Consider the following 25,465-nt stretch of genomic DNA (forward strand, 5'->3'; position numbering starts at 1 on the left):
TGATCGGAGATCGTGTTCGACATGGCAGGCTCCGGTTTCAACAATTGGAGCACCATCCCTTCCAGTCAGGCCCGGACATATGTTCTGCCGGTTAAAGCCTGCGGGGCGGTGTTTGTGACATAACAAAGTTTTAAGGGGTGGATATGAGGCGTGTCGTCATCACCGGTCTTGGTCTGGTGTCGCCGCTTGCCAGCGGTGTCGAAGAGACCTGGAAGCGTCTTATTGCCGGTGAAAGCGGTGCTCGCCGCATCACGGAATTTGAAGTTGACGATCTGGCCTGCCAGATTGCCTGCCGTATTCCGGTTGGCGACGGCACCAATGGCACCTTCAACGCCGACCTCCATATGGAGCCCAAGGAACAGCGCAAGGTTGATCCCTTCATCGTCTATGCTGTCGGGGCTGCCGATCAGGCGCTGGACGATGCCGACTGGCATCCTGAAAGCGACGAGGATCAGGTCCGCACCGGTGTTCTCATCGGTTCCGGCATTGGCGGTATCGAAGGTATCGTCGAGGCAGGCTACACACTGCGCGACAAGGGTCCACGCCGTATTTCGCCGTTCTTTATTCCTGGCCGCCTGATCAATCTGGCTTCCGGCCACGTTTCCATCAAGCACGGGCTTCGCGGTCCAAACCACTCGGTCGTGACGGCTTGCGCGACTGGCACGCACGCTATCGGCGACGCTGCCCGTCTGATCGCTTTCGGCGATGCAGATGTCATGGTTGCCGGTGGAACGGAATCGCCGGTCAGCCGCATTTCGCTGGCAGGCTTTGCTGCCTGCAAGGCACTGTCCACCAAGCGTAACGACGACCCGACCGCAGCTTCCCGTCCTTATGACGAAGACCGTGACGGCTTCGTGATGGGCGAAGGCGCTGGCGTTGTGGTTCTCGAAGAGCTGGAACATGCACTGGCGCGCGGCGCGAAAATCTATGCGGAAGTCATCGGCTACGGTCTTTCGGGCGATGCCTATCACATCACTGCTCCGACCGAGAGCGGCGAGGGTGCCGAGCGTTGTATGGTCGCTGCCCTGAAGCGCGCTGAAATCACGCCGGACCAGATCGACTACATCAACGCCCATGGCACGTCGACCATGGCTGACACCATCGAACTCGGCGCTGTCGAGCGCGTGGTCGGCGATGCTGCATCGAAGATTTCGATGTCCTCGACTAAGTCGGCTATCGGCCATCTGCTGGGTGCGGCTGGTGCAGCCGAGGCGATTTTCTCGACGCTTGCCATCCGCGACAATATCGCGCCGGCAACGCTCAATCTCGACAATCCGGCTGTCTCGACGAAGATTGATCTGGTTCCGCACAAGGCGCGCGAACGCAAGATCGATGTGGCTCTGTCGAACTCTTTCGGGTTTGGCGGAACCAACGCTTCGCTGGTCCTGCGCCGATACTCCTGATCGGTGTCGCTGACGATAGAATATCGAATAAAAAAACGCGGGGATTTCTCCGCGTTTTTGCCAAAATATAACCCGATGCGATGTTTAAAATCGCGAACAGCGGTTAGTGTGGTCACGACTCCGAAGAGTTTTATCCGCTCTGACGAAAAATAAGTGCAAAAAGCCGTTATGGGCGGGCATTCGGCACAATGTGTCGAGAGGTTCGCCAAAATAGATAGACAGAGTCTTTTTCCTGGTTTGGTTTGAATCATCGAAATACTCTGGACCGAGGTGATTGAGTGAATTCAGAGGCGCCATCCGGAACTCCCCCTGCAGACGAGCAGCCCAAGGGCGCGACGCAGGAAACGAATGCGACGTCAAAGCCGTTCGTGCCGAAATCCGCGTCTGAAGCTCTGCGTCCCGAGCCGGGAACACCGCCGCCGCGCAAGCGTTCGCGCCATGCGCGCAGCCAGATCGTCGTCTTCATGAATTTCATGCTGTCGCTCGTCGTGCTTGTTCTGCTCGGCGCGTCAGCCCTGTTTTATTTCGGCAAGATGCAGTTTGACGGGCAAGGTCCGCTCACGGCTGAAACGACGTTTCTCGTCAAGCGCGGCGCTGGTATTGCCGAAGTTTCTAATAGTCTGGAAAACCGCGAAATCGTCAGTGATGCGCGTATTTTCCGCTACGGTATGCGGACGCTCGGTCATGAAAATGATCTGAAGGCCGGCGAATACGCCATTCCGGCGGGTGCTTCGATGCGCGATGTGATGAATATCCTCATCAGTGGCAAATCCATCATGTATCCGCTGACCATTCCGGAAGGCTTGACGGTCAAGCAAATTTTCGACCGTATCTCGGCTGATCCGACGCTGGTTGGCGACATGCCCAAGGACATGCCGCCGGAAGGCTCGCTCTTCACCGATACGCTGAATTTCACGCGCGGCACGACGCGTTCGGAAATCATCGATCGTATGGTTGCGTCCCAGAAGAAGCTCGTGGATGAGGCCTGGGCAAAGCGTAACCCCGACCTGCCGGTCAAGGACAAGAACGAATTCGTGACGCTGGCTTCGATCGTGGAAAAGGAAACCGGCATCGCGTCGGAACGTCCGCATGTTGCCTCGGTCTTCGTCAATCGTTTGAAGAAGGGCATGCGCATCCAGTCCGATCCGACCATTATTTATGGCCTGTTCGGCGGGGCTGGCAAACCTTCTGACCGACCGATCTTCAAGTCGGACATCGAAAAGCCAACCCCTTACAATACCTATGTGATCAACGGCCTTCCGCCGACGCCGATTGCCAATCCTGGCAAGGCTGCGCTGGAAGCCGTCGCTAATCCTCTGGATACGGAAGACCTCTACTTCGTAGCCGATGGCACCGGTGGTCACGTGTTCTCGAAGACGCTGCAGGAGCATAACGCCAATGTCCGCAAGTGGCGCTCTGTGGAACAACAGAACAATAGCGGCAGCAATACAGACCAGGGTTCGGGCCAGAATGCAGGCCAATAGCGCTTCGCTATGACCTTGGTTGATGTGAGAATGTGTAACCGAAGCCGGTGTTTGCCACCGGCTTCGGCTTGATTTTTAGAGTAAGTCCGCACTGTCGCGGGCGTGAGTTGAGGGGATGGAACGCATGGCGCTCCAAAGCATGACAGGATTTGCACGCCATGCCGTGCAACATGCCATGGAAGGCGGAGAGGCGCGCATCGTCTGGGAAGTGCGTTCCGTCAATGGCAAGGGGCTCGACCTTCGGCTGCGTCTGCCGCAAGGACTGGAAGCTGCCGAACATCCGGTACGCTCCATGCTGGCGCGTCATTTCTCGCGCGGTAATTTTCAGGCCAGTCTCAGTGTGGAACGCAGTGAGACGCAGGCCGGTTTCAGTATCAATCAGACCATGCTCGCGGAGGTCCTGAGGCTCGGTGCGGATTTGCAGGCGAAGCACGGACTGGCCCCCGCCAGCGTAGACGGCATTCTTTCATTGCGTGGTATCATCGATCAGGCGCAGATGGCTGATGACGAAGACGAACGCGGTGAACTGGAAGCTGCCATCGTTTCCGGCTTTGAGGGGACACTCAAGGCAATTGCCGATGCGCGCATGCAGGAGGGAAAAGCTCTCTTCACCATTCTTTCCGCTCATGTTGACAGTATAGAGTGCCTGACCGCGAATGCACGTCGCGACCCATCACGCGGCACGGACGCGATCAAAACCCGCCTCGCCGGACAGGTGGCGCTGCTGCTGGATGCCGCCCGCGAACTTGATGAAGCGCGACTCTATCAGGAAGCGGCGTTTCTTGCGACCAAGGCCGACATTCAGGAAGAGCTTGACCGGCTGGAGACCCATGTGGCATCCGCCCGCAAGCTTCTGGAGGACGGTGGTCCCGTCGGGCGCAAGCTCGATTTTCTTTCACAGGAATTTAATCGTGAAGCTAATACACTGTGTTCTAAATCGAATGCAGCGTCGATCACAGCCATCGGTCTGGAACTGAAGGCAGTCGTGGATCAGTTTCGCGAACAAGTACAAAATCTGGAGTAACAGGTATCATGGCCATCTCTTCGGTTGAAAATGGCGTCGCACGTAGAGGCTTAATGGTGGTGATCTCGTCGCCATCCGGCGCCGGTAAGTCCACCATTGCCCGGCTGTTGCTGGAAGATAAGAAGATGAACCTCTCGCTGTCGATCAGTGTGACGACGCGTCAGCGCCGCCCGAGCGAGATCGAAGGCGTCCATTATCATTTCAAGACGATCCGTGAATTTGAACGCCTGCGTGACAATGACGAGCTGATTGAATGGGCTGAGGTCCACGGCAATTTTTATGGCACACTGCGCGAAACGGCTGAAATCGCGCTGGCTGACGGTCAGGACATGCTCTTTGACATAGACTGGCAGGGCGCAGACCAATTGCAAGCGAAGATGCCAGCTGATGTGGTTTCGATTTTTATCCTGCCACCAACGATGCGCGAACTGCAACTGCGCCTGAACCGTCGTGCGGAAGATACAGCCGACGTCATTGAGACCCGCCTGCAGAATGCCCGCTTTGAAATCCAGAAATGGGTGAAGTACGATTATATAGTCATCAATGAAGATCTTGATCGCTCCTTTGCCGCGGTCAAGTCGATCATCGAGGCTGAACGTCTTCGCCGTGATCGTCGCCCGGGCCTGTTCGATTTTGTAACAGGTTTGCTGGAAGAAGATCCGGCAATATAAATTCTGGAAAGTTGCCTTAACCGTGTCGTTTGCAAGTGCAAAAAGCAAGCATTGGTCGATCGTGGAACTGCTTCACGAGACGGTAAAGAACCCGAATATTCATGTGCGTGGCAAGCATAGCTATTACAGCAATGCCTGGACGGGTTCGTTTGAAGAGAGCGTGGTTCGTTATCTTTATGGCGACGAATACAGTCTGAAGGCCTGGGAATCCCAATGGTCTGTCGATCAGCTCTATATTGGCGACTACGTTTGTATAGGCGCAGAGGCGGTCATTCTGATGGGTGGGAACCACACGCATCGCACGGACTGGTTCAGCCTCTATCCTTTTCCAGATGTCATTCTCGATGCCTACAAGGGAAATGGTGACACCATTATCGGGGATGGGGCATGGCTTGGAATGCGCTCCATGATTATGCCCGGGGTCACTATTGGGGAAGGCGCAATTATTGCGTCAGGTGCCATCGTCACCAAAGACGTTGCAGCTTACACTATCGTGGCTGGCAATCCTGCAGCCCCAATTCGCTCCCGTTTTCCGGCAGCTACGGTCGATACGCTTTTGAGGCTCGGAATTTACAAGTGGGAAGACAAGAAATTTGATGCGATGACAGCGTATCTTTGCGCGGATGATATCGATGCGCTTGTGAAAGCTTCCGCTGATTACGATAAGAACACCGGAACGGCAGAGTAAATCCGTTCACTCCAGCTTGATTGCCACACGATCCGTGTCGGCAACCAATTGCCGAAAGGCATCGAGAAACGGCTTCCCGCCACGTGTTGTCAGCTTGCCTAGAGATTCGGTATTCCTGAACACCAGTTCGCATTCACCAGGCCAGCCCGGACCTTGCCATTGCACAGCGTCCCAGAATGAGTCGAGTGTATAGCCGAAGGACTCCGGGTCTTGGGCGGGAACGGCCGAAAGATAGCGCTGCCAGAGCTCATCGGGATTTTCAACACCAGCACAGTCGATTTCGTAGGTGGGCAGCATGTCAGCCCAACAGGATCAGCAGGCCGTCCACCATGCCGAGGACAAGAATGAGTGCGCCCATCGTAATGGCTGTCACGACCAGCATACGCTTCTGCCGGTCGCGCTTCTCCGTTTGCTTGCCCGTCCAGTCGTAAGGCGATTCAGGCATTCCTCTCTCCAGATTGGCCTGGCATCGAATATCGCTGTGCAGGCCATAGTCCGTAACCTGCACTTTACTCCCTGTGTCTGCAAGTTAGATGACGCTGATAAGCGGAATAGCTCTTATACAGCCGTGCCGCCTACCGTTACCTGATCCATGCGCAGATGTGGCTGGCCGACGCCGACGGGAACCCACTGGCCACCCTTGCCGCAATTGCCGCTGCCGGTATCAAGCTTCATGTCGTTGCCGATCATCGAAATCCGCTGCATGGCATCCGGACCGTTGCCGATCAGCATTGCGCCTTTAATGGGCGCGCCGACCTTACCGTCCTCGATCATGTAGGCTTCCGTACAGCCGAACACGAACTTGCCGGATGTGATATCCACCTGACCACCGCCAAATGAAACGGCATAGATACCCTTCTTCATGGAGGCGATGATTTCCTCCGGCGTCTTGTCGCCGGAAAGCATGTAGGTGTTCGTCATGCGCGGCATGGGCGCGTGAGCATAGGATTCTCGGCGTCCATTGCCGGTCGCTTCCATGCCCATAAGGCGCGCATTCTGGCGATCCTGCATATAATTGACGAGTTTGCCGTCTTCGATCAGCACGGTGCGATTGGTCGGCGTGCCTTCATCGTCAATTGTGAGAGAACCGCGTCGCTCCGCGATAGTGCCGTCATCGACGACTGTCACACCCTTGGAAGCAACTTTCTGCCCAAGCAGACCCGCAAAGGCCGATGTTTTTTTGCGATTGAAGTCGCCTTCCAGCCCGTGCCCTACAGCTTCATGTAGCATGACGCCCGGCCAGCCATTGGCGAGAACGATATCGAATGTACCTGCCGGGGCAGGGATAGCTTCAAGATTGACGAGCGCCTGACGCAATGCCTCATCTGCTGCGTGCTGCCAGCTTTCGGCGGTGATGAATTCGCCGAACCCCTTGCGTCCGCCAACAGTATGCGAACCCGATTCCTGACGGTCGCCATCGCCAGCCACGACAGAAACGCTCAGGCGTACCATGGGCCGTATATCGCGCACGAAATTACCGTCGGCACGCAGAATTTCGACCTGCTGCCACGAGCCTGCGAGTGAAACGGAAACCTGACGTACTTTCGGGTTCTTGGCGCGCAGATAGGCATCAACCTGCTGCAAAAGCTGCACTTTCGCGTCGAATGACGGTGAACCGATGGGGTTCTCATCCGTGTAAAGGTGTCGGTTGGTGCCGGCAGGCGCCGCCGCGTAGTTTCCACCATAGCCCTTTAAGGTTGCGGAAACAGCGTCAGATGCGCGTTTCAACGCAGCAAGCGAAAGATCGCCAGCATGAGCATAACCGATGGCTTCGCCTGCGACCGAGCGCAGGCCAAAGCCTTGGTCCTGATTGAATGAGCCGGTCTTGAGGCGGCCGTTGTCGAAAACAAGCGCTTCCGCTTCGCGATATTCCACGAAGAGCTCGCCATCGTCGCTGCCTTTCAGGCTTTGGGCGACAAGGCGTTCGATATCGTCGCGGCTAGCGTCGAAACTGTCGATCAGGCTTTTCATAAAAATACATCCTGCAGCATGTGTTTGCTGCAGGATGTAAGCCTTAAACCGGTTAAGAACAACCACGCGATGAAGAACTGTTGAGATTCTGGTGATGGCACGGCGAAAACTGTGGGCCGCGAGAACCGAAGCGGAGTGTACTTTAAGGATACATGAGCACTGGAAGCGCAGCGGGATGCGGTTTGCAGCCCGCCAGCGCCGGAATATCGATAGTTCTTAGGGGAGGGCGTCGAAGCCTTCACCAAACCCCTTCAGATCAACCGGGATGCCTACGCCTTCTTCCGGTGTCTGGAAGACGATGAAGGTAGCTGCCTTGCCGGAACGCAATGTCTTGAGGAGATCATCCTCAAGGATCACCTCGGCGTAGCAGCCGTCTTCGAAGCAGCGGACGAAATAGGCGCGACCGATATCCTTGCCGTCGACATTGAGGCCAAGTCCGTTAGGCAGCAAAACGCCGAGCGGGGCCAACACGCGGAGAATGCGGGCTTTGTTGTCTGCCGTTTTGAGAACGACAACTGAAAGGCCCAGTTCAGGGCGCTTTGCTGCGACCACGTTCTGGATCAGCGCACACTGTTCCGTTTTGGCGCCAGCGGGCGTATCACAGAGAACTGACCACGCACCGTGCTGCGACTTGAGTTTGCCGCTCTGCTGAGGGCTGGGCGGAGCTGCCTGCGACTGGGCCGCGGGAGCTTCTTGCGGGGTTTGTAACTGTGCCGGTGTGTCCTGAGCAACCGAAGGAAGCGTTGCAACGGCAAGCGTCAAGCTGACGCCTGTTGCTAGAGTTGCGAGGCGCTGGCTGATCGTGCGGCGGGCAAGCATGCGAAAAGTCATGAAATCTCCAGATCGAATCACCGGGACGTTAACGCGCTGCATTGGCCATGAAAAGCGCCGTGATTGGCGTTTAACGGTCTTGGCCATCATAGCAACGGTGATACCGTCTGTTGCATCGATTGTCACGCGGCACGTTAAAAGAAACGTCTTGTCAAATCATGGCTTCATTATGGGTTTCGTGCGGTTTTCCCAAGTTTTCACGGTGAGAACCAGCGGCCCTCGCACATTGAATCAACGCAGACGTCTATCCTCCACTATGCGGGCTGCGCGCAAAAATGCCGCACAGGAACATATTCGCCTTCCTTGCGGTGTGCGCTAAGGTGTGGTTTGAACGCCGACGGGGGATGCGGCCGTCTTTAGCGTCCGGCGTCCAGCTCGAAAGGGCGAAAAGGGAGAGAGTTCTGGTGGATAAGATTGTTGCCACAACGAAGGGCGCCTTCGGCGGTGCTCTTGCAGTGCTGTGGACGACTGGTGCCGCTTTTGCGGATCAGCCCCGTCCCTGGGAATGGAGATTTCAGGACGCAGCGACTGGAATTGCCGAGCAGATTCATTGGTTTGAGCGTTATACGCTCTGGTTCATCATTCCAATTACCTTGCTGGTTCTGTTTTTGTTGCTCTGGGTCGTGTTTCGCTTTCGCGCGAGTGCAAACCCGGAACCATCCAAAACCAGCCATAATACCGCTATTGAAGTGATCTGGACCATCGGGCCTGTGATCATTCTTCTGTTCCTGGCGGTGCCGTCTTTCCAGCTTCTGACGGCGCAATATTCGCCTGAGGATCCGACGCTGACGGTGAAGGCAACGGGCTACCAGTGGTACTGGGGTTACGAATATCAGATCGATAATCCGGTCAGCTTTGATGCCCTTCTGCTGAAGGACAGTGATCGCGCTGCTGCCGGAAAAGAGGACCGTGCGCGTTATCCGCGTCTTCTCGCCGTCGACAATGAAGTCGTGGTTCCGGTTGGTGAAACGGTTCGCCTCCTCGTCACCGCTGCCGATGTGATCCATTCGTGGACGATCCCGGCTTTCGGCGTGAAGATGGATGCCGTTCCGGGTCGCATCAACGAAGCTTGGTTCAAGGCGGACAAGGAAGGCCTTTATTACGGTCAGTGCTCTGAGCTTTGCGGCAAGGATCATGGCTTCATGCCGATCGCCGTGCGCGTTGTCTCGAAGGAGCAGTATCAGACCTGGATCGCCGCTGCGGGATCGGATCTGAACGGCGCGAACAAAGCACTTCAGGCCGCTGTTGAAAGTGGCGCAAACGATAAGGTGGCTGCGGCGGGTCTCTGATCCCAAACGCCAAGACTGTTGAAAAACGGGAGCGAATTCCATGGCTGGCACAGCAGCTCACGAGCATGGTGCCCACGACGACCACAAGCCGCACGGCTGGGTTCGTTGGGTATACTCGACCAATCATAAAGACATCGGTACCCTGTACCTGATTTTTGCAATCATCGCCGGTATCATCGGCGGCGCACTGTCCATCGCGATGCGCGCCGAACTCCAGGAGCCGGGCATTCAGATTTTCCATGGGCTGGCGTCCATGGTCTACGGTGTTGAGGGCGATGCTGCGCTTGATGCCGGCAAGCAGATGTTCAATGTGTTCACCTCTGCGCACGCTCTGGTCATGATCTTTTTCATGGTCATGCCGGCACTGATCGGTGGTTTTGCCAACTGGATGGTGCCGCTGATGATCGGCGCGCCGGACATGGCTTTCCCGCGCATGAACAATATTTCGTTCTGGCTTCTGCCGCCTGCATTGTTGCTGCTGATGATTTCGCTGTTCATGCCTTCGGCGCCCGGTGGCTGGGGGCCTGGCGGCGGTTGGACGCTGTATCCGCCTCTGTCGACCTCGGGTCAGCCCGGACCAGCTGTGGACTTTGCCATTCTGGCAATCCACATTTCGGGTGCGTCGTCGATCCTCGGCGCGATCAATTTCATTACGACGATCCTGAACATGCGCGCGCCGGGCATGACGCTGCACAAGATGCCGCTCTTTGCCTGGGCTGTGCTGGTGACGGCGTTCTTGCTTCTGCTTTCGCTGCCGGTTCTGGCAGGCGGCATCACCATGCTGCTGACCGATCGTAACTTCGGAACGACTTTCTTCACCCCGGACGGCGGTGGTGATCCGATCCTTTACCAGCATCTTTTCTGGTTCTTCGGGCACCCGGAAGTGTACATTCTGATCCTGCCGGGCTTCGGCATTGTCAGCCACATCGTATCGACCTTCTCGCGCAAGCCGATCTTTGGTTACCTCGGCATGGCTTACGCTATGGTCGCGATTGGTGTCGTCGGCTTCGTCGTCTGGGCTCACCACATGTATACGGTCGGCCTGTCGCTCGATACGCAGCGTTACTTCGTGTTCGCGACGATGGTCATCGCGGTTCCCACAGGGATCAAGATCTTCTCGTGGATCGCGACGATGTGGGGTGGTTCGATCACCTTCCGCGCACCGATGTTGTGGGCAATCGGCTTCATCTTCCTGTTTACGGTTGGTGGCGTGACAGGCGTGCAGCTTGCCAATGCCGGTCTCGACCGTGCACTGCACGACACCTACTACGTTGTGGCGCACTTCCATTACGTTCTGTCGCTGGGTGCGGTGTTTGCGATCTTCGCGGGCTGGTACTATTGGTTCCCGAAGATGAGCGGCTACATGTACAATGAGTTCACGGCGAAGCTGCACTTCTGGGTCACCTTCGTTGGCGTGAACCTGGTTTTCTTCCCGCAGCACTTCCTTGGTCTTGCTGGCATGCCGCGCCGTTACATCGACTATCCGGATGCGTATGCAGGCTGGAACATGGTGTCGTCCTACGGCTCCTACATTTCGGGCTTCGCCGTCCTGATCTTCCTCTACAATGTCTTCGAGGCATTCGCGAAGAAGCGTGAAGCCGGTGCAAACCCGTGGGGTGAAGGCGCAACCACACTGGAATGGCAGCTTTCATCGCCACCGCCGTTCCACCAGTGGGAACAGCTGCCGCGTATCAAGTAATTGTGCGATGGGCGGAGTCGGGAAAAGACTTCGCCCATCTTTACAAAATGTGCTATGGGCGGGCGACATTCTGTTCCGCCCGTCGCCGGTAGACGAAAAGTCGGCCATCAAGCACGGCATTTCCGGCGGGAACAGAACGGTTTCCGGGAGGACATTGTTGTGATTGTGCCGATCCACGCTGTAGGGGCGTGGTGTTCGGGCCGGTGAACTTGAGGTTTTTGAAGTTAAAATGTCTCTGGTGGAAAAAAACGCAGGCACCGATGACGCACTCGTTCTCTCCGAGGCGACTGCGCGGGATTACCTTGTTCTTTTGAAGCCCCGGGTGATGTCCCTTGTGGTCTTCACCGGGCTGGTCGGTCTCGTGGTCGCGCCGGGACATATGAACCCTGTACTGGCTGCTATCAGCATCCTGTGCATCGCAGTCGGCGCAGGTGCCTCCGGCGCGCTGAACATGTGGTACGACGCGGATATCGATGCGGTCATGAAGCGTACGCGCAACCGGCCTATCCCGGCTGGCGTCATTGCGCCCAATCAGGTTCTGGCCTTCGGTTTGACCTTGTCAGCCTTCTCGGTGGTTACGTTTGGTCTGATGGTCAACTGGCTGGCGGCAGCGCTGCTGGCATTCACGATCTTTTTCTACGCGGTCATCTACACGATGTGGCTGAAGCGCTCGACGCCACAGAATATCGTCATCGGCGGTGCGGCAGGCGCATTCCCTCCGATGATCGGTTGGGCGGCTGCGACAGGCGAAATCACCTGGGACAGCATTGTTCTGTTCATGATTATCTTCCTGTGGACGCCTCCGCATTTCTGGGCGCTGTCGCTCTTTTCAGCCAATGACTACGAAGCGGCGCGCATTCCGATGATGCCGAACGTCAAGGGTGAGCTTTCGACCCGTCGTCAGGCGCTATTCTATTCGATCATTATGGCACCGGTTGGGGTTCTGCCTTGGGTGCTCGGTTTTGCTGGCCCTGTCTATGGCGCGGTTTCGACGCTGCTCGGACTGGCTTTCGTTTATTATGCATGGCGGCTTTGGGCTGCCGGATCGCAGCCAGCAATGCTGGCTGCTGCCCGCAAGCTGTTTCGTTTTTCGCTGCTCTACCTGTCGGGACTGTTTGCGGTACTGCTTGTCGAGACGCTGGTCATGAAGGCGTTGGTCGCCTTTGGAGTGTTCTAATGGATAAAACCGTACAGAAGCCGGTGGATAGCGAACTGGAGCTGATCGTTCCGACGGAGCAGCAGAAGCGAGCCCAGCGCAATCGCTCCTGGGGGCTGGCAATAGCACTGGCTCTGTTTGTGCTGCTTGTTTACGTCGGCACGATTGCCAAGCTGGGCGCTAACATTCTGGTACGGCCGCTTTAAATTTTATCTGGGAGGAAAAAATGGCGGATCAGCAGGAAAAAGATCAGAAGCTGAAAAAGCAGCAGCGTTCCAACGCGACGATTGCTTTTGCTTGCCTGTCGTTCTTTGTCTGCATGATCGGTGCGGCCTACGCCTCTGTGCCGCTATACCGTATTTTCTGTCAGGTGACGGGCTATGGCGGCACGACACAGCGTGTCGAACAGTACTCCGATACGATTCTCGATAGGACCATCAAGGTACGTTTTGACGCGAATACGGCCAACGGGCTGCCATGGGATTTCAAGCCCGTGCAGCGTGAGGTTACGGTTCGCATTGGCGAAACGACGATGATCAAATATGAAGCACGCAACCTGTTCGATCAGCCGACCTATGGCCGCGCAAGCTTCAACGTCGCGCCGGGCCGGGCTGGGGCTTATTTTAACAAGGTCGAGTGCTTCTGCTTCACGGATACGACCTTGAAGCCGGGCGAGGACATGGAAATGCCGGTGGTGTTCTTTGTCGATCCGGAGATCGTCAACGATCCCGATCTGAAGGACGTCAAGACGATCACGCTGTCCTATACGTTCTTTCCGATTGAGAAACCGAAGCCTGTCGCAAATGCCAAGGCGGAGACAACGACAGACGGAAGCTGATACCTAACGGCGCATAATGCCACAAAGACAAAACAATGAAGCGGTTTTATTCTGATAATAAATACCGCTTGTTACAGACAGACTTGCTTGGAACCGTATTGGCGGTTTAAGCAGGAAGGTACGAGAGAGGAGCCCCTAAGGGGATTTACGGGGAGAGACATGGCCGACGTTCATCAGAAAAATCACGACTATCATATCATCGCGCCCAGTCCTTGGCCGTTTCTGAGCTCGGTGGGTGCATTCGTGCTTGCCGTCGGCGGTATTGCGTGGATGCGTTACATCAATGCCGGTGAGCTGCCGTTCTTCGGCCTCAACGTTGTGACGCCATGGATTTTCTTCATCGGCCTCGCGATCGTGCTTTACTGCATGTATGGCTGGTGGTCAGATACGATCAAGGAAGGGCATGAGGGTCACCATACCCGCGTCGTGTCGCTGCATCTGCGCTACGGCATGATTATGTTCATCGCCTCGGAAGTCATGTTCTTCGTGGCTTGGTTCTGGGCGTTTTTCGACGCAAGCCTTTTCCCGAATGAAGTGCATCAGGTAGCGCGCGCCACATTCACGGGCGGCGTCTGGCCTCCAAAAGGCATCGAGGTTCTCGATCCTCTGCACCTGCCGCTCTACAATACCGTAATCCTGCTCCTGTCGGGCACGACGCTGACCTGGGCGCACCATGCGCTGTTGCACAATGATCGCAAGGGCATGATCACCGGTCTGGCGATCACGGTCGCTCTCGGCGTCCTGTTCTCCTTCGTGCAGGCCTATGAGTACGTTCACGCACCGTTTGCGTTCAAGGACTCGATCTACGGCGCAACCTTCTTCATGGCGACCGGTTTCCACGGATTCCACGTCATCATCGGCACGATCTTCCTTCTGGTCTGCCTTATCCGCGCCATCGGCGGTGACTTCACGCCAAAGCAGCATTTCGGTTTCGAAGCCGCTGCCTGGTACTGGCACTTCGTCGACGTGGTCTGGCTGTTCCTCTTCTTCGCCATCTATGTATGGGGTGGATGGGGCGCACCGATGCACGGTGGCTGATAGTTAGCAGTCACAAGTTTCGAGGCGGCCCTGGCAACATGGCCGCCTTTTGTTTGTGAACAGATAATGAGAAGGGAATCGCAATGCCGGATCACAATATTTATCCTCCCGTTGATCCAATAAAGAGTGGCATTGCCGGACATTGCCCGCGTTGCGGTGAGGGGAAGCTGTTCGACGGTTTCCTGAAAGTCGCTCCGCGCTGCAAAGCCTGCGGACTGGATTATTCGTTTGCCGATTCTGGTGACGGTCCCGCGGCATTTGTCATTTTGATTATTGGCTTCATTGTTGTCGGTCTTGCGCTCTGGATGGAAGTGAATTTCGGGCCCCCGCTCTGGGTGCATTTCATTCTTTGGGTGCCGCTAGCGATCATTCTCAGCCTTGTGGCCATGCGATGGGCCAAGGGTATCCTTATCAACATGCAATATCGCCATAAGGCCGCGCAGGGGCGTCTGGACAACCGACAGGATGACGGCCAATGACGGCAGCACAGCAGTCGCGTCGTTTTCCCTGGGGTGTGTTGATCGCTTCTGCCATAGCGCTCGTCATTCTGCTGGCGCTCGGCACCTGGCAGGTGGAACGCCTGCAATGGAAGGAAGCGCTGATCGCATCGACCGAACAGCGCATTCACGAACCGCCGCTGCCGCTTTCCGAAATGGAGAAAGTCTACAAGGCGGAGGGATCGGTCGAATATGGTCCGGTGACAGTCTCGGGCACTTTTATGCATCAGGGCGAACGGCATTTTCTGGCCACCTATGAGGGAGCAGCCGGATATAATGTCTATACCCCATTGATGCTTGAGGACGGGCGTTTCGTGCTGGTTAATCGCGGCTTCGTTCCTTACGAGAAGAAGGACCCGTCAACGCGCGCCGAAGGGCAGATAGACGGTCCGGTGAGCGTGACTGGGCTGGCGCGCGATCCCTTGTCGGCGAAGCCGGGTTTCTTCCTTCCCGAGAATGATGTTGCCAAGGATATCTTCTACTGGAAGGACTGGACGGCGATGGCGGAAAGCGCCGATCTGCCAAATCTGGATGAGGTCGTGCCGTTCTTCATTGATGCCGACAACAAGCCCAATCCGGGCGGTTTACCTATCGGTGGTGTAACGATTATCGATTTTCCCAACAACCATCTGCAATACGCGGCGACGTGGTATGGCCTCGCTCTGGCCCTGATAGGGGTTGTCGGGACGTGGTTGTGGCGCTATCGAAAGGGGTGAGGGCTTGACAACGGTCTCGTTGCAGCCCAACTCCGGGATTAAAGCATGTCTTCCAAAAGCGGGCACCGGTTTTGGGGACAAAGACATGAGTCAGAACAAAAACTGAAAGCGCAACGCGCTTGAGTTTAAAGCCACGCCGAACCTTGCGAGCACGCTTCATGACCGATCAGCGACCAACACTGGAAATTCGCCTTTGCGGCCCGCGCGGCTTTTGTGCCGGAGTGGACCGGGCGATCCAAATTGTCGTGCTGGCGCTGAAGAAATACGGCGCGCCGGTCTATGTTCGCCATGAGATCGTGCACAACCGCTATGTGGTAGAGGGTTTGCAGTCCCGTGGCGCGATTTTTGTGGAAGAACTGGACGAAATCCCCACAGCGCACCGCGATCAGCCAGTCGTGTTTTCTGCGCACGGTGTGCCAAAGTCCGTGCCTGCGGATGCGGAAGCCAAGAACCTGTTTTATCTCGATGCAACCTGTCCCCTTGTTTCCAAGGTGCACAAGCAGGCCATGCGCCATCAGCGCCTCGGTCGCCATGTTATTCTGATAGGTCATTCCGGCCATCCTGAAGTGATCGGCACCATGGGGCAATTGCCGGATGGTGCGGTGACGCTGATCGAAACCGTTGAGGATGCGCGTAACTGCCATTTCGATGATGAGAACAATCTCGGCTTCGTGACGCAGACGACGCTTTCGGTGGATGACACGGCCGGTATCATTGAGGAATTGCAGGCGCGCTTTCCGAACCTTTCGGCTCCGGCTGCGGAATCGATTTGCTATGCCACGACCAACCGGCAAGATGCGGTGCGATCTGCCGCTCCGGGATGTGATCTGTTTCTGATTGTCGGCGCACCGAATTCTTCCAATTCCAAACGTCTGGTTGAAGTGGCGGAAAAGGCTGGCGCGCGGATGTCGATGCTGGTTCAGCGCGCGACTGATATCGAATGGGAGCGCATAGGGGATATATCGGTGGTAGGCCTGTCGGCTGGGGCGTCGGCACCGGAAATCATCGTTGATGAAATCATTGATGCCTTCAAGGCGCGCTTCAACGTGAAGATCGAGCTGGCTGAAACGACGGTCGAAACCGAGAACTTCCTTGTGAACCGCGAGATTCGCGATGTGGAACTGACGGTGCAGGATATGGCATTCGTCAACGGGGAACACCGGGTGGTCGGTATTCCGAAATTGATGCCCAAGATCATACAAGGGAAATAAGCGGCATGGCCGTCTATACGGATATTAATGAAATCGAACTTGGCGCTTTCCTGCAGCAGTACGATATCGGCACACTGACATCTTACAAAGGCATCGCGGAAGGAGTGGAGAACTCCAACTATCTTCTGCACACCTCTTCAGGTTCCTTCATCCTGACGCTTTATGAGAAGCGCACCAATCGCGAAGACCTGCCATTCTTTCTCGGCCTGATGCAGCATCTGGCCAGCCGTAGCCTTGAATGCCCGCAGCCGGTGGTTCGTCGCGACGGCACGACAATCGGTGAACTTGCCGGACGGCCCGCCGCAATTGTCACTTTCCTTGAGGGCATGTGGATGCGCCGCCCGACGGTGGAACATTGCGAAGCTGTCGGTGAGGGGCTGGCGCATATGCATCTGGCAGGCGCTGATTTTTCGCTGCGCCGCCGCAATGGCCTGACGCTTTCTGACTGGCGCCCGCTGTGGAACCTGTCGCGTGAACGCGCGGATACGGTGGAGCCGGGTCTCGTCCGCGAGGCGGAAGCCGACCTTGCCTTTCTTGAAAAGAACTGGCCCGCCGATCTGCCGCAGGGCGTGATCCATGCCGATCTCTTTCCGGATAATGTCTTCTTCCTCGGCAACAGGCTTTCAGGCTTTATCGATTTCTATTTCGCCTGCACGGACATTCTTGCCTACGATGTCGCCGTCTGCCTGAATGCATGGTGCTTTGAGAAGGATTTCTCCTACAATCGCACCAAGGGAGCGGCGCTTCTGCGCGGCTACACCTCGGTTCGTCCGCTGTCTGCGGCTGAGGCCGATGCGCTGCCGGTTCTGGCACGTGGGGCTGCCATCCGTTTCATGCTCACCCGGCTTTACGACTGGCTCAACGTCCCGGAAGGCAGTTTCGTGGTCAAGAAAGACCCAATGGAATATGTGCGCAAGATGCGTTTCCATCGCCAGATTGAAACTGCAGCCGAATATGGGCTGGAGCAGCAGGGAGCGGCTGCGTGAAGCGGATTGAGGCTTTTACGGATGGTGCCTGCTCCGGCAATCCTGGTCCCGGCGGCTGGGGCGCAATTCTGCGCTGGAACGGCAATGTCAAGGAACTGAAGGGCGGCGAAGCCGACACGACCAACAACCGGATGGAGTTGATGGCGGCTATCTCTGCGCTTTCGGCACTCAAAGAACCGTGCGAAGTCGATCTCTATACGGACTCAGTCTATGTACGCGATGGCATTTCCGGCTGGATCGAAGGCTGGAAGCGCAACGGATGGAAGACCGCTGACAAGAAGCCGGTCAAGAATGCCGAACTGTGGCAGGCGCTCGACGAAGCGCGCAAACCGCACAGGGTCAACTGGCATTGGGTCAAGGGCCATGCCGGACATCCGGAAAATGAACGCGCCGATGAACTTGCCCGGGAGGGCATGGAGCCGTTCAAATATGGCGGCCGTAAATCATTGAAAGTGCAATAAACTTGCATGAAAAAGGGCGGCATTGCCGCCCTTTTTGTTAGAGCGCTTCCCGTTTTAATGAAATCGTTGGAAACGCTCTAACCATCTGTTTCTAAGCATTATCCTTGGCATCAAAGCGGGGCAGGAAATCAGTCCAGCGGACTAATTTCTCCGCGAAGGCGCTTCGAACTTTTGTTGGAAAGGCTCCGGATCAAAGCTGTTCGAGAATGCCCGACGCAGCCGATGTAACCGCCTGTCCGGCCTGTTCTTCGATGTTGAGCGTCTTGACGACACCGTCTTCCACAATTGCCGAATAACGCTTGGAACGGATGCCGAGGCCGCCAGCAGTGGCGTCGAGCTCGAGGCCTGCAGCCTTGGTGAAGGCTGCTGAACCATCAGCCAAATAGAGGATCTTGCCTTCGCCGCCCGTGCTTTGCGCCCATGCGCCCATGACGAAGGCGTCGTTTACCGCAACCACAGCAATCTGGTCGACACCCTTGGCAAGGATGGCGTCGCGATTATCAAGATAACCCGGCAGGTGATTGAGGCTGCAGGTCGGCGTGAAGGCGCCTGGAACGGCAAAGAGAACGACTTTCTTGCCCTTGAAGACTTCGTCGGTCGTCATTTCCTTGACGCCGTCTGCAGTCTTCACCTTGAAAGTCGCTGCAGGCAGCTTGTCGCCAACTTTGATCGTCATCTAATTTCTCCTCGGGGCAGGGGGCCGTCTGCTCCACTGCCTATTGTCAAACGCTAATCGCACCGCGAAGCGCGGGCGACACAGTTAAACCGATAACAGGTCGTCGGACAATTTCAAAACACGGATAAAAGCAGGAAAGGGCTAATCCAGGGTCACCTGACCGGCGACGGCTTTTCCATTTTGCACGATGGTATAGTCGATAACGGGCTTGTCGGCCTTTCCATGCATCTGGACGGAAAAACGATGCCCGGTCTGGCCGCTTTCAACTGCAACAGCGTCGGAAAGCCTGACCTTGTCGCTGGCAACGAACAGCTCCGCAGGGGTCGCGGGATCGGGAACGGTGAGATCGAAGACGGCCTTGTCTCCATCCCGTTTCACATTGCTTATGCCGAATGTCGAAGTTGCCGGTGTCGGGAGCCGGTCGAAAGCGGTCTCAATGATTGTGCGCGCAGCTATCGCTTGTGGCGAAGCCTGTTGTCCGTCTTCGTTGAGGGGGAAGTCGAAATTTGCCTGCACCGGAACGCAGATTTTCTCGCAGACCCCGAGAAAAACATGGCCCTTTAGCCGTGTGTCGGCGGATGTCAAATGAAACACGATTGGCAGCGAAACGGGGTGTTTATATCCGATGCCGCTTTCATCATCGCCGCCAAACCGGACAGGTGCCGGGAAATCGATCTGCGCTTTTGCATTTCCCTCGATATTGATCTGCGGTGGAACGCCTGCATCGCCGGGATTACGCCAATAGGTCTTCCAGCCGGGCTGCAACTCGATCTGCAAGGCACCGCGCCGTTCGCCACTGGCCGCATCGTTCGGGCCGTTGTCTTCAATAACGACACGCACACGCCCGCCGGGCGTCTCGGTCCACTCGGAGGTCGAGGCCAATGCTGGTAGTGCCAGTGAGGCCAACAAAAGCGGGGCGAAGGCAAAAGTTCGGTTGTTCATGGGCAAAAGATGGAACGAAAAGATGGTCGCTTCAAGTCCAATATTACCGGGATCGTCGGGCGCAAATTTGTTGCTTGTATGGCGGCGTTCCGTCCGGTTGTGCAAGCTGGGTTCTGCTTCGAATTCGGGGCTCAAAATAAATGGCCATTGTTATTTTGCGTAGTCTTGCTACCTTCATAATCATGACCATTCTCAAGACGCCGAACAAAGAGCAGGGTTTTCTAAACGGGCAATTCCTGCTTGCCATGCCCGGAATGAGCGACGAGCGTTTTGCCCGGTCAGTGGTCTATATCTGCGCGCATTCTGATGAAGGTGCGATGGGCTTCATCATCAATCAGCTTCAGCCGGTCGAGTTCCCTGACCTCCTGCGTCAGATCGGGGTTATCGATGAGGATGAACTGATTATTCTGCCGGATCGTGCGCAACATATGATGGTGCGCAATGGCGGTCCGGTGGACCGTACCCGCGGGTTCGTGCTGCATACCGACGATTATATGGTCGATTCCACCATGCCGGTTTCAGAGGATGTCTGCCTCACGGCAACGGTCGATATTCTGCGTGCCATTTACGGGGGCAGGGGACCATCACAAGCCCTGATGGCCCTTGGTTATTCCGGTTGGGCACCTGGTCAGATCGAAGTGGAACTGGCCGAGAATGGCTGGTTAACCTGTGATGCGCCGCTCGACATGTTGTTCGACAGCGATATCGAGGGCAAGTATTCGCGCCTGATGCTCCATATGGGCATTGATATGTCCCGGCTCGTTTCCGATGCGGGGCATGCGTGAGGAAGGGATTGAGGCGATAGGGCATTAAGGCAATATGTTTGAATTGCATACGGCCGAAACGACCATATTTTCCTACTGCCCTACTGCCCTACTGCCCTACTGCCCTACTGCCCTACTGCCCTACTGCCCTACTGCCCTACTGCCCTACTGCCCTAATCAAGCCGCCGCAGCGTCCAGTTGTTCGCGGATCATGCGGGTTGCTTCGTCCCGGCTGGTCGGCTGACCGAACATGAAACTCTGCACATATTCACAACCCATCTGGCGAAGCTGAAGCGCATCGCTTTCGCTCTCCACACCTTCGGTAACGACCGCAAGGCCGAGATCATGCGCCATGCTCACAATCGAGCGCAGCAAGGTGGCTTTCTGCGGCTGGTCGCCCTTCACGAACGACCGGTCGATCTTGATGATGTCGAAGGGGAAGCGCGTGAGATATGCCAGTGAGGAATAGCCCGTCCCGAAATCGTCAAGCGACAAGCCTATGCCCATCGCTTTAAGCCGGGCCAGGACATGCGTGGATTGTTCCGGATTTTCCATGAGAACAGATTCCGTCAGTTCAAGCTTGAGGCTGCCCGGATTGAGATGAATACGGGAGAGCACTGAACGGACATCATTGATGAGGTCCTGACGGATGAGTTGCGTGGATGAAAGATTGACTGAAACGAAAAGCTCAAGTTTCGGGAACAGTTCCTGCCACGCGAACAGGTCTTCCGCAGCCCTTTGCATCGCAAACAGACCAAGTTGAATGATAAGACCGGAATTTTCCGCAATTGGAATAAACTCCGAAGGCGAAATCGCGCCGCGCCGCGGATGTTCCCAGCGCATGAGCGCTTCGAAACCGGCAATCGTACCTTCATCAAGCTTGACGATGGGCTGATAGACAAGGCTGATTTCGTCGCGTTCAAGCGCACGACGCAGATCGGACTCAAGCTGGAGCTTATCGCTGCCGATGGCTCTGAATGCCGGACGGAACGGTTCGATCCGGTCACCACCGAAACGCTTTGCCTGATACATGGCAAGCTCGGCGTCCTTCACGAAATCTTCAGCGGTTGTCGCCGTTTTCGTCCAGGTAATCAGGCCGACGGATGACGTCAGAACGATTTCGCGCTTTGCATAGGCAATCGGTGCGCGCACGGCCTGACGCAGAGCTTCGGCGAAGGAGGCGATGCGTCCCGGATCGCTTTCAGACGCGAGCAGCAGGCCGAACTGGTCGGAAGACAGGCGCGAGAGAGTATCCTGCGGCTTCATGAGGCGTGCCAGACGACGTGAAATCGTCAGGAGGATTGTATCGCCTGCCGACATGCCAAGGCTGTCATTGACCTGTTTGAAGCGGTCTATGTCGATGATGAATACCGTCGGGTGCAGATTGCTTTCCCCGCGTGCCATGTTCATGACGTTGCTGAGACGGTCGAGGAACAATTCACGGTTCGGGAGGCCGGTCAGATTGTCGTGCACGGCATCGTGCAACAGGCGTTCCTCCGCCTTTTTCTGTTCCGTCACATTGACCAGCGTACCAACGCAACGCACCACTTCACCATCCGAACCGATGACGGGGCGCGCACGCAGCGCATACCAATGATAGTGGCCATCATTGGCGCGGAGCCGGAAAATCTGGCCAATCCGCCCGCGCCGGTTTTCCAGAATGGCATCAAGCGTCGAGCGGAAGCGATCGCGATCATCGGCATGCATGGCGGGAAGCCAGTTGCGCACCGGGCCTTGCAGGCTGTTGGCCGTATTGCCAAGATAATTGGCGATGTCTGGCGTAGTCACAACACGATCACGCGGTACATCCCAATCCCAAACGATGTCCCCTGCACCGATGACGGCGAGAGCCTGTCGCTCCATGTCGGACAGGAGGCCCTGTTGCAGCGCTCCGCCAGCAAAGGCGTGCTGCATGACGGTAAAGCCGATCAGAAGAACGATAAGGACCAGACCGCCACCAAGGGCAGGCTGCACGATATCATTGTCGAGCCTGCCTGAAACCGTCATCCAGGCACCCAGCAACCATATGAGGGTAAGGAGCCAGGCCGGTATCAACATGACGGCGCGATCATACCCTTTGACCGCCAGATAGCCGATAATGGCAACGCCGGACAGGACGGTTAGTGCCAGCGAAATGCGCGCAATACCGGAAGCTACGGGCGGATCGAAAACGGCAACCCCTGCAAGCGCCAGCAGACCCAGAACCCATGTTACCGCGCCATAGCTGAAATGATCGTGCCAGCGGTTGAGATTGAGATAGGTGAACAGGAAAATCACAAGCGAGGCGGCAAGCGCCACCTCGGTGCCCGCGCGCCAGATTTGTTCATTACCCGGCGTAATCTCCATCAGCTTGTTCCAGAAGCCGAAATCGACGCAGATATAGGCCAGAACCGCCCATGCAAGCGCGGCGGTGGCTGGAAAGAGCGAGGTGCCCTTGACGACGAAAAGGATAGTTAGAAACAGTGCCAGCAGGCCGGAAATGCCGAGCAGAATACCGCGATAAAGCGTGTAGGAATTGACCGCATCCTTGTAGGCTTCCGGCTCCCAGAGATAGAGCTGGGGCAGGTTGTGCGAAGACAGTTCGGCCACGAAGGTAACAACGCTGCCCGGATTGAGCGTGATGCGGAAGACGTCTGCATCAGCACTTGGCTGGCGGTCGAGCGCGAAGCCCTCGCTGGGCGTGATCGATGCAATGCGCGGAGAGCCAAGATCAGGCCAGATGACGCCGGAGCCGACAAGACGGAAATGCGGAGCCACAATCAGGCGGTCAATCTGCTCGTCGGTGGGGTTTGCAATCGAGAAAGCAGCCCAGTCGCCTGATGCCTTGCTGTTCTGATCGGCCTGCACTTCGATACGGCGCACAATGCCGTCAGGACCCGGTGCAGTCGATACCTGCACGCTCTCGCCCTTGTTGCGCAGAAGTTCGACAGCGCGAGACAGGTCGAGGGCCGTATCTTCCTTGGAAATCTTGATTGGTTCAATGGCCGATGCCTGGACGACCGAGATGGTCAGAAAAACCATGAGCGCGAGAAATCGCGCACCAGCAACAAACCACTTACCCGCAAAACCGGTCACGAGCGTCCAACCTTGCCATTGATCATGCGGCTATCCGTCATACGTTTGTCGCTTTCTATAAGGGCAAAAAGCAGGTGATCCTGCCAGAAGCCGTTTATCTTGAGATAGGAACGCAGCAGTCCTTCTCTCTGAAATCCGGCTTTTTCGAGAAGCCGTATCGAACGCTCGTTATGAGGGATACAGGCTGCTTCAATCCGGTGCAACCGGAGTTGATCGAATGCGAAGGGGATAACCAGCGATAGGGCTTCGGTCATATAGCCCTTGCCGGCGTAAGGCTCGCCGCTCCAGTAGCCGATCATGCCGTTCTGGCCGACGCCACGCCGGATATTGCCGAGCGTAATGCCGCCGACGAGCTTGTTGTCGCTATTGCGGAACACGAAAAATGGATAGCCGGTTCCAGCCGATATTTCATCTTGAAAACGGCGCATCCGATGGCGGAAGGCGCTCTTGGTGAGGTCGTCGTCGGGCCATGTTGGCTCCCACGGGGCAAGAAAGGCGCGGCTCTGTTCCCGCAGACTGGCCCAACTCGCAAAATCGCTCATCATCGGCTCACGCAGATAAATGCGCTGGCCACGCAGGACAGTCGGATTGCTTCTACGGAAGGGCAGGCCGATCATGACGGGATAAAGCAATATGGCAGTAAGTCAGTAAGGCAGTAGGGAAGGGTGGACGTATTCGCCGAGCTAAACATACTGCCCTACTCCCCTAATGCCCTATTGCCTCAATTATACAGCGATCTTCCTCGCATGCGCGCTGGTCGAAAGTGCATCCGATAGCCCGTCGAAGCTCATCAGTCGCCCAACTGGGCCGACACCGGCGATGGTGGGCTTGCTGTCGAGGAACAGGCGTCCTGCCAGATCGGTCAACCGTTCTGGCGTAATCAGCGAAAGACGATCCATCAGTTCGCTGTTATCGACAGGGCGACCATAGAGCAGGAACTGGCGCGCGACCTGTCCCGCACGGCTTGCAGCGCTCTCCTGTGACATGAGAAGGCTTGCACGATACTGCGCGCGGGCGCGGTCCACTTCTTCGAGGCTGATGGAGTCGGCTGCCTTATGCAGTTCATCGATGAGGACGGGAACCAGTTCGACCAGCTCGTCGCGACCCGTTGCAGCGTGGATGCCGAACAAACCGGTATCCGAGAAGCCCCAATGGAAGGCATAGACCGAATAGCAGAGGCCACGTTTCTCGCGCACTTCCTGGAAGAGGCGTGAGGACATGCCGCCGCCAAGGACCATGGAGAGAAGCTGCGAGGCATAGAAATCGCGCACATGGTAGGCACGGCCCTCGAAGCCGATCAGAACCTGTGCATCCATGAGTTCGCGATTTTCACGGAAATCACCGCCAACATAGTGAGCAAGGTCAAGGGTCGGCGCTGTATTGTGGGCGCGGAAACCGCCGAGGCGTTTTTCGACTTCCTTCACGAATGCATCGTGATCGACACCGCCCGCAGCCGTCACGACCATGCGGTCGGCGCTATACTGCTCGTCCATATACTGGCGCAGATCGGCAGAGGTAAAAGACATCACTGTCTCAGGTTCGCCGAGAATGGCGCGTCCGATCGGTTGATGGCGGTAGGCTGTTTCCGTGAAACGGTCGAAAACAATATCGTCGGGCGTGTCGTGTGCCGCGCCGATCTCCTGCATGATGACCTGTTTCTCGCGTTCCAGCTCAGCTTCGTCGAACTTGGACGCGGTCAGGATATCGGAGAGAATGTCGATAGCCAGCGGCACGTCATTGCGCAGAACACGCGCATAATAGGATGTGGTTTCGACGCTGGTGGCGGCATTGATCTCGCCGCCGACATTTTCAATATCCGATGCTATTTGCCAGGCAGTGCGGTTTTCGGTTCCCTTGAATGCCATATGCTCGAGAAGATGAGCAATGCCATGCCTGTCGGCAGCTTCGTTTCGCGCACCGGCCTTGACCCAGATTCCAAGCGCCACGCTTTCCACGTGGGACATTGTATCGGTGGCTATCGTCAATCCATTGGAAAGACGCGTTACTTCAACACCCATAAGCAAACTGCTCCCTGCATTCCCGCT

Annotated in this window: 26 protein-coding genes; 17 read left to right on the plus strand and 9 right to left on the minus strand. The window is 56.4% G+C overall.

Translation table 11 applies throughout. The annotated features are described in order from the left end of the window. Positions 1-143 precede the first annotated feature (143 nt). From fabF to F9K91_RS03550, 5 genes are all read left to right on the plus strand, one after another. A complete protein-coding gene (gene fabF / locus F9K91_RS03530; protein ID WP_010658390.1) occupies positions 144-1,403 on the plus strand; it encodes a beta-ketoacyl-ACP synthase II in 1,260 nt (419 codons plus the stop codon). A 278-nt stretch (positions 1,404-1,681) separates the two neighbouring features. Continuing rightward, a complete protein-coding gene (mltG, locus tag F9K91_RS03535; RefSeq protein WP_151554229.1) occupies positions 1,682-2,887 on the plus strand; it encodes an endolytic transglycosylase MltG in 1,206 nt (401 codons plus the stop codon). Between the two features lie 124 nt (positions 2,888-3,011). Then, a complete protein-coding gene (locus F9K91_RS03540; protein ID WP_151677176.1) occupies positions 3,012-3,911 on the plus strand; it encodes a YicC/YloC family endoribonuclease in 900 nt (299 codons plus the stop codon). An 8-nt stretch (positions 3,912-3,919) separates the two neighbouring features. Further along, positions 3,920-4,582, plus strand: coding sequence for a guanylate kinase (gmk, locus tag F9K91_RS03545; protein ID WP_151677177.1), 663 nt, complete (start codon positions 3,920-3,922; stop codon positions 4,580-4,582). Between the two features lie 22 nt (positions 4,583-4,604). Then, positions 4,605-5,270: a CatB-related O-acetyltransferase gene (locus tag F9K91_RS03550; protein ID WP_151677179.1), complete on the plus strand. Its 666-nt coding sequence runs from the start codon at positions 4,605-4,607 to the stop codon at positions 5,268-5,270. A gap of 6 nt (positions 5,271-5,276) precedes the next feature. Here F9K91_RS03550 and F9K91_RS03555 read toward each other — a convergent pair whose 3' ends face one another. The 4 genes from F9K91_RS03555 to F9K91_RS03565 form a co-directional block, all read right to left on the minus strand. Beyond that, positions 5,277-5,567: a hypothetical protein gene (locus F9K91_RS03555; RefSeq protein WP_151677180.1), complete on the minus strand. Its 291-nt coding sequence runs from the start codon at positions 5,565-5,567 to the stop codon at positions 5,277-5,279. Position 5,568: 1 nt separating this feature from the next. Further along, entirely contained in the window at positions 5,569-5,715 is a 147-nt protein-coding gene (locus F9K91_RS25880) for a hypothetical protein (protein WP_167522167.1), read from the minus strand. A 113-nt stretch (positions 5,716-5,828) separates the two neighbouring features. Further along, the gene (gene tldD / locus F9K91_RS03560; protein ID WP_151677181.1) at positions 5,829-7,241 is read right to left on the minus strand and encodes a metalloprotease TldD; all 1,413 of its coding nucleotides are present in this window, start codon (positions 7,239-7,241) and stop codon (positions 5,829-5,831) included. Between the two features lie 216 nt (positions 7,242-7,457). Then, on the minus strand, positions 7,458-8,072 hold the full coding sequence (locus tag F9K91_RS03565; RefSeq protein WP_109986174.1) for an invasion associated locus B family protein: 615 nt from the start codon (positions 8,070-8,072) through the stop codon (positions 7,458-7,460). Between the two features lie 404 nt (positions 8,073-8,476). On the opposite strand from F9K91_RS03565, the gene coxB reads away from it, so the two are divergent. From coxB to rnhA, 11 genes are all read left to right on the plus strand, one after another. Further along, complete coding sequence (coxB, locus tag F9K91_RS03570) at positions 8,477-9,361, plus strand: cytochrome c oxidase subunit II (protein ID WP_151677182.1); 885 nt, start codon at positions 8,477-8,479, stop codon at positions 9,359-9,361. 40 nt (positions 9,362-9,401) lie between these two features. Next, complete coding sequence (gene ctaD, locus F9K91_RS03575) at positions 9,402-11,060, plus strand: cytochrome c oxidase subunit I (RefSeq protein WP_061345151.1); 1,659 nt, start codon at positions 9,402-9,404, stop codon at positions 11,058-11,060. Between the two features lie 229 nt (positions 11,061-11,289). Then, a complete protein-coding gene (locus F9K91_RS03580; RefSeq protein WP_151677183.1) occupies positions 11,290-12,237 on the plus strand; it encodes a heme o synthase in 948 nt (315 codons plus the stop codon). Continuing rightward, positions 12,237-12,422, plus strand: coding sequence for a hypothetical protein (locus F9K91_RS03585; RefSeq protein ID WP_061345153.1), 186 nt, complete (start codon positions 12,237-12,239; stop codon positions 12,420-12,422). The genes F9K91_RS03580 and F9K91_RS03585 overlap by 1 nt, the downstream gene beginning before the upstream one ends. Positions 12,423-12,442: 20 nt before the next feature. Continuing rightward, positions 12,443-13,054: a cytochrome c oxidase assembly protein gene (locus F9K91_RS03590; RefSeq protein ID WP_151677184.1), complete on the plus strand. Its 612-nt coding sequence runs from the start codon at positions 12,443-12,445 to the stop codon at positions 13,052-13,054. Positions 13,055-13,213: 159 nt separating this feature from the next. Continuing rightward, positions 13,214-14,092: a cytochrome c oxidase subunit 3 gene (locus F9K91_RS03595; RefSeq protein WP_061345155.1), complete on the plus strand. Its 879-nt coding sequence runs from the start codon at positions 13,214-13,216 to the stop codon at positions 14,090-14,092. An 83-nt stretch (positions 14,093-14,175) separates the two neighbouring features. Further along, positions 14,176-14,571: a DUF983 domain-containing protein gene (locus F9K91_RS03600; protein ID WP_061345156.1), complete on the plus strand. Its 396-nt coding sequence runs from the start codon at positions 14,176-14,178 to the stop codon at positions 14,569-14,571. Then, on the plus strand, positions 14,568-15,305 hold the full coding sequence (locus F9K91_RS03605) for an SURF1 family protein (protein ID WP_151677185.1): 738 nt from the start codon (positions 14,568-14,570) through the stop codon (positions 15,303-15,305). The genes F9K91_RS03600 and F9K91_RS03605 overlap by 4 nt, the downstream gene beginning before the upstream one ends. A 158-nt stretch (positions 15,306-15,463) precedes the next feature. Further along, positions 15,464-16,516 (plus strand): 4-hydroxy-3-methylbut-2-enyl diphosphate reductase, encoded by a 1,053-nt coding sequence (gene ispH / locus F9K91_RS03610; RefSeq protein WP_151677186.1) that lies wholly within the window; start codon positions 15,464-15,466, stop codon positions 16,514-16,516. Between the two features lie 5 nt (positions 16,517-16,521). After that, positions 16,522-17,502, plus strand: a complete 981-nt coding sequence (locus F9K91_RS03615) for a homoserine kinase (RefSeq protein ID WP_151554220.1) — start codon at positions 16,522-16,524, stop codon at positions 17,500-17,502. Continuing rightward, on the plus strand, positions 17,499-17,963 hold the full coding sequence (gene rnhA, locus F9K91_RS03620; RefSeq protein WP_151677188.1) for a ribonuclease HI: 465 nt from the start codon (positions 17,499-17,501) through the stop codon (positions 17,961-17,963). The genes F9K91_RS03615 and rnhA overlap by 4 nt, the downstream gene beginning before the upstream one ends. Before the next feature lie 190 nt (positions 17,964-18,153). Here the strand turns inward: rnhA and F9K91_RS03625 are convergent, their stop codons facing one another. After that, complete coding sequence (locus F9K91_RS03625; RefSeq protein WP_061345161.1) at positions 18,154-18,639, minus strand: peroxiredoxin; 486 nt, start codon at positions 18,637-18,639, stop codon at positions 18,154-18,156. A 141-nt stretch (positions 18,640-18,780) separates the two neighbouring features. Then, positions 18,781-19,581 carry a protein-disulfide reductase DsbD domain-containing protein gene (locus tag F9K91_RS03630; RefSeq protein ID WP_151677267.1) on the minus strand — a complete coding sequence of 267 codons (801 nt, stop codon included), beginning with the start codon at positions 19,579-19,581 and terminating at the stop codon, positions 18,781-18,783. A 182-nt stretch (positions 19,582-19,763) separates the two neighbouring features. Between F9K91_RS03630 and F9K91_RS03635 the strand changes: the two genes are divergently transcribed. Further along, entirely contained in the window at positions 19,764-20,366 is a 603-nt protein-coding gene (locus F9K91_RS03635; RefSeq protein WP_061345250.1) for a YqgE/AlgH family protein, read from the plus strand. A gap of 156 nt (positions 20,367-20,522) precedes the next feature. Here the strand turns inward: F9K91_RS03635 and pdeA are convergent, their stop codons facing one another. The 3 genes from pdeA to F9K91_RS03655 form a co-directional block, all read right to left on the minus strand. Next, complete coding sequence (pdeA, locus tag F9K91_RS03645) at positions 20,523-23,366, minus strand: phosphodiesterase PdeA (protein WP_282188492.1); 2,844 nt, start codon at positions 23,364-23,366, stop codon at positions 20,523-20,525. A 50-nt stretch (positions 23,367-23,416) separates the two neighbouring features. Further along, positions 23,417-24,037: a GNAT family N-acetyltransferase gene (locus F9K91_RS03650; RefSeq protein WP_151677268.1), complete on the minus strand. Its 621-nt coding sequence runs from the start codon at positions 24,035-24,037 to the stop codon at positions 23,417-23,419. 108 nt (positions 24,038-24,145) lie between these two features. Continuing rightward, positions 24,146-25,438, minus strand: coding sequence for a M16 family metallopeptidase (locus F9K91_RS03655; RefSeq protein WP_151554216.1), 1,293 nt, complete (start codon positions 25,436-25,438; stop codon positions 24,146-24,148). Between the last annotated feature and the right edge of the window lie 27 nt (positions 25,439-25,465).

The sequence above is a fragment of the Brucella tritici genome, assembly GCF_008932295.1.
Taxonomy (GTDB): Bacteria; Pseudomonadota; Alphaproteobacteria; order Rhizobiales; family Rhizobiaceae; genus Brucella; species Brucella tritici.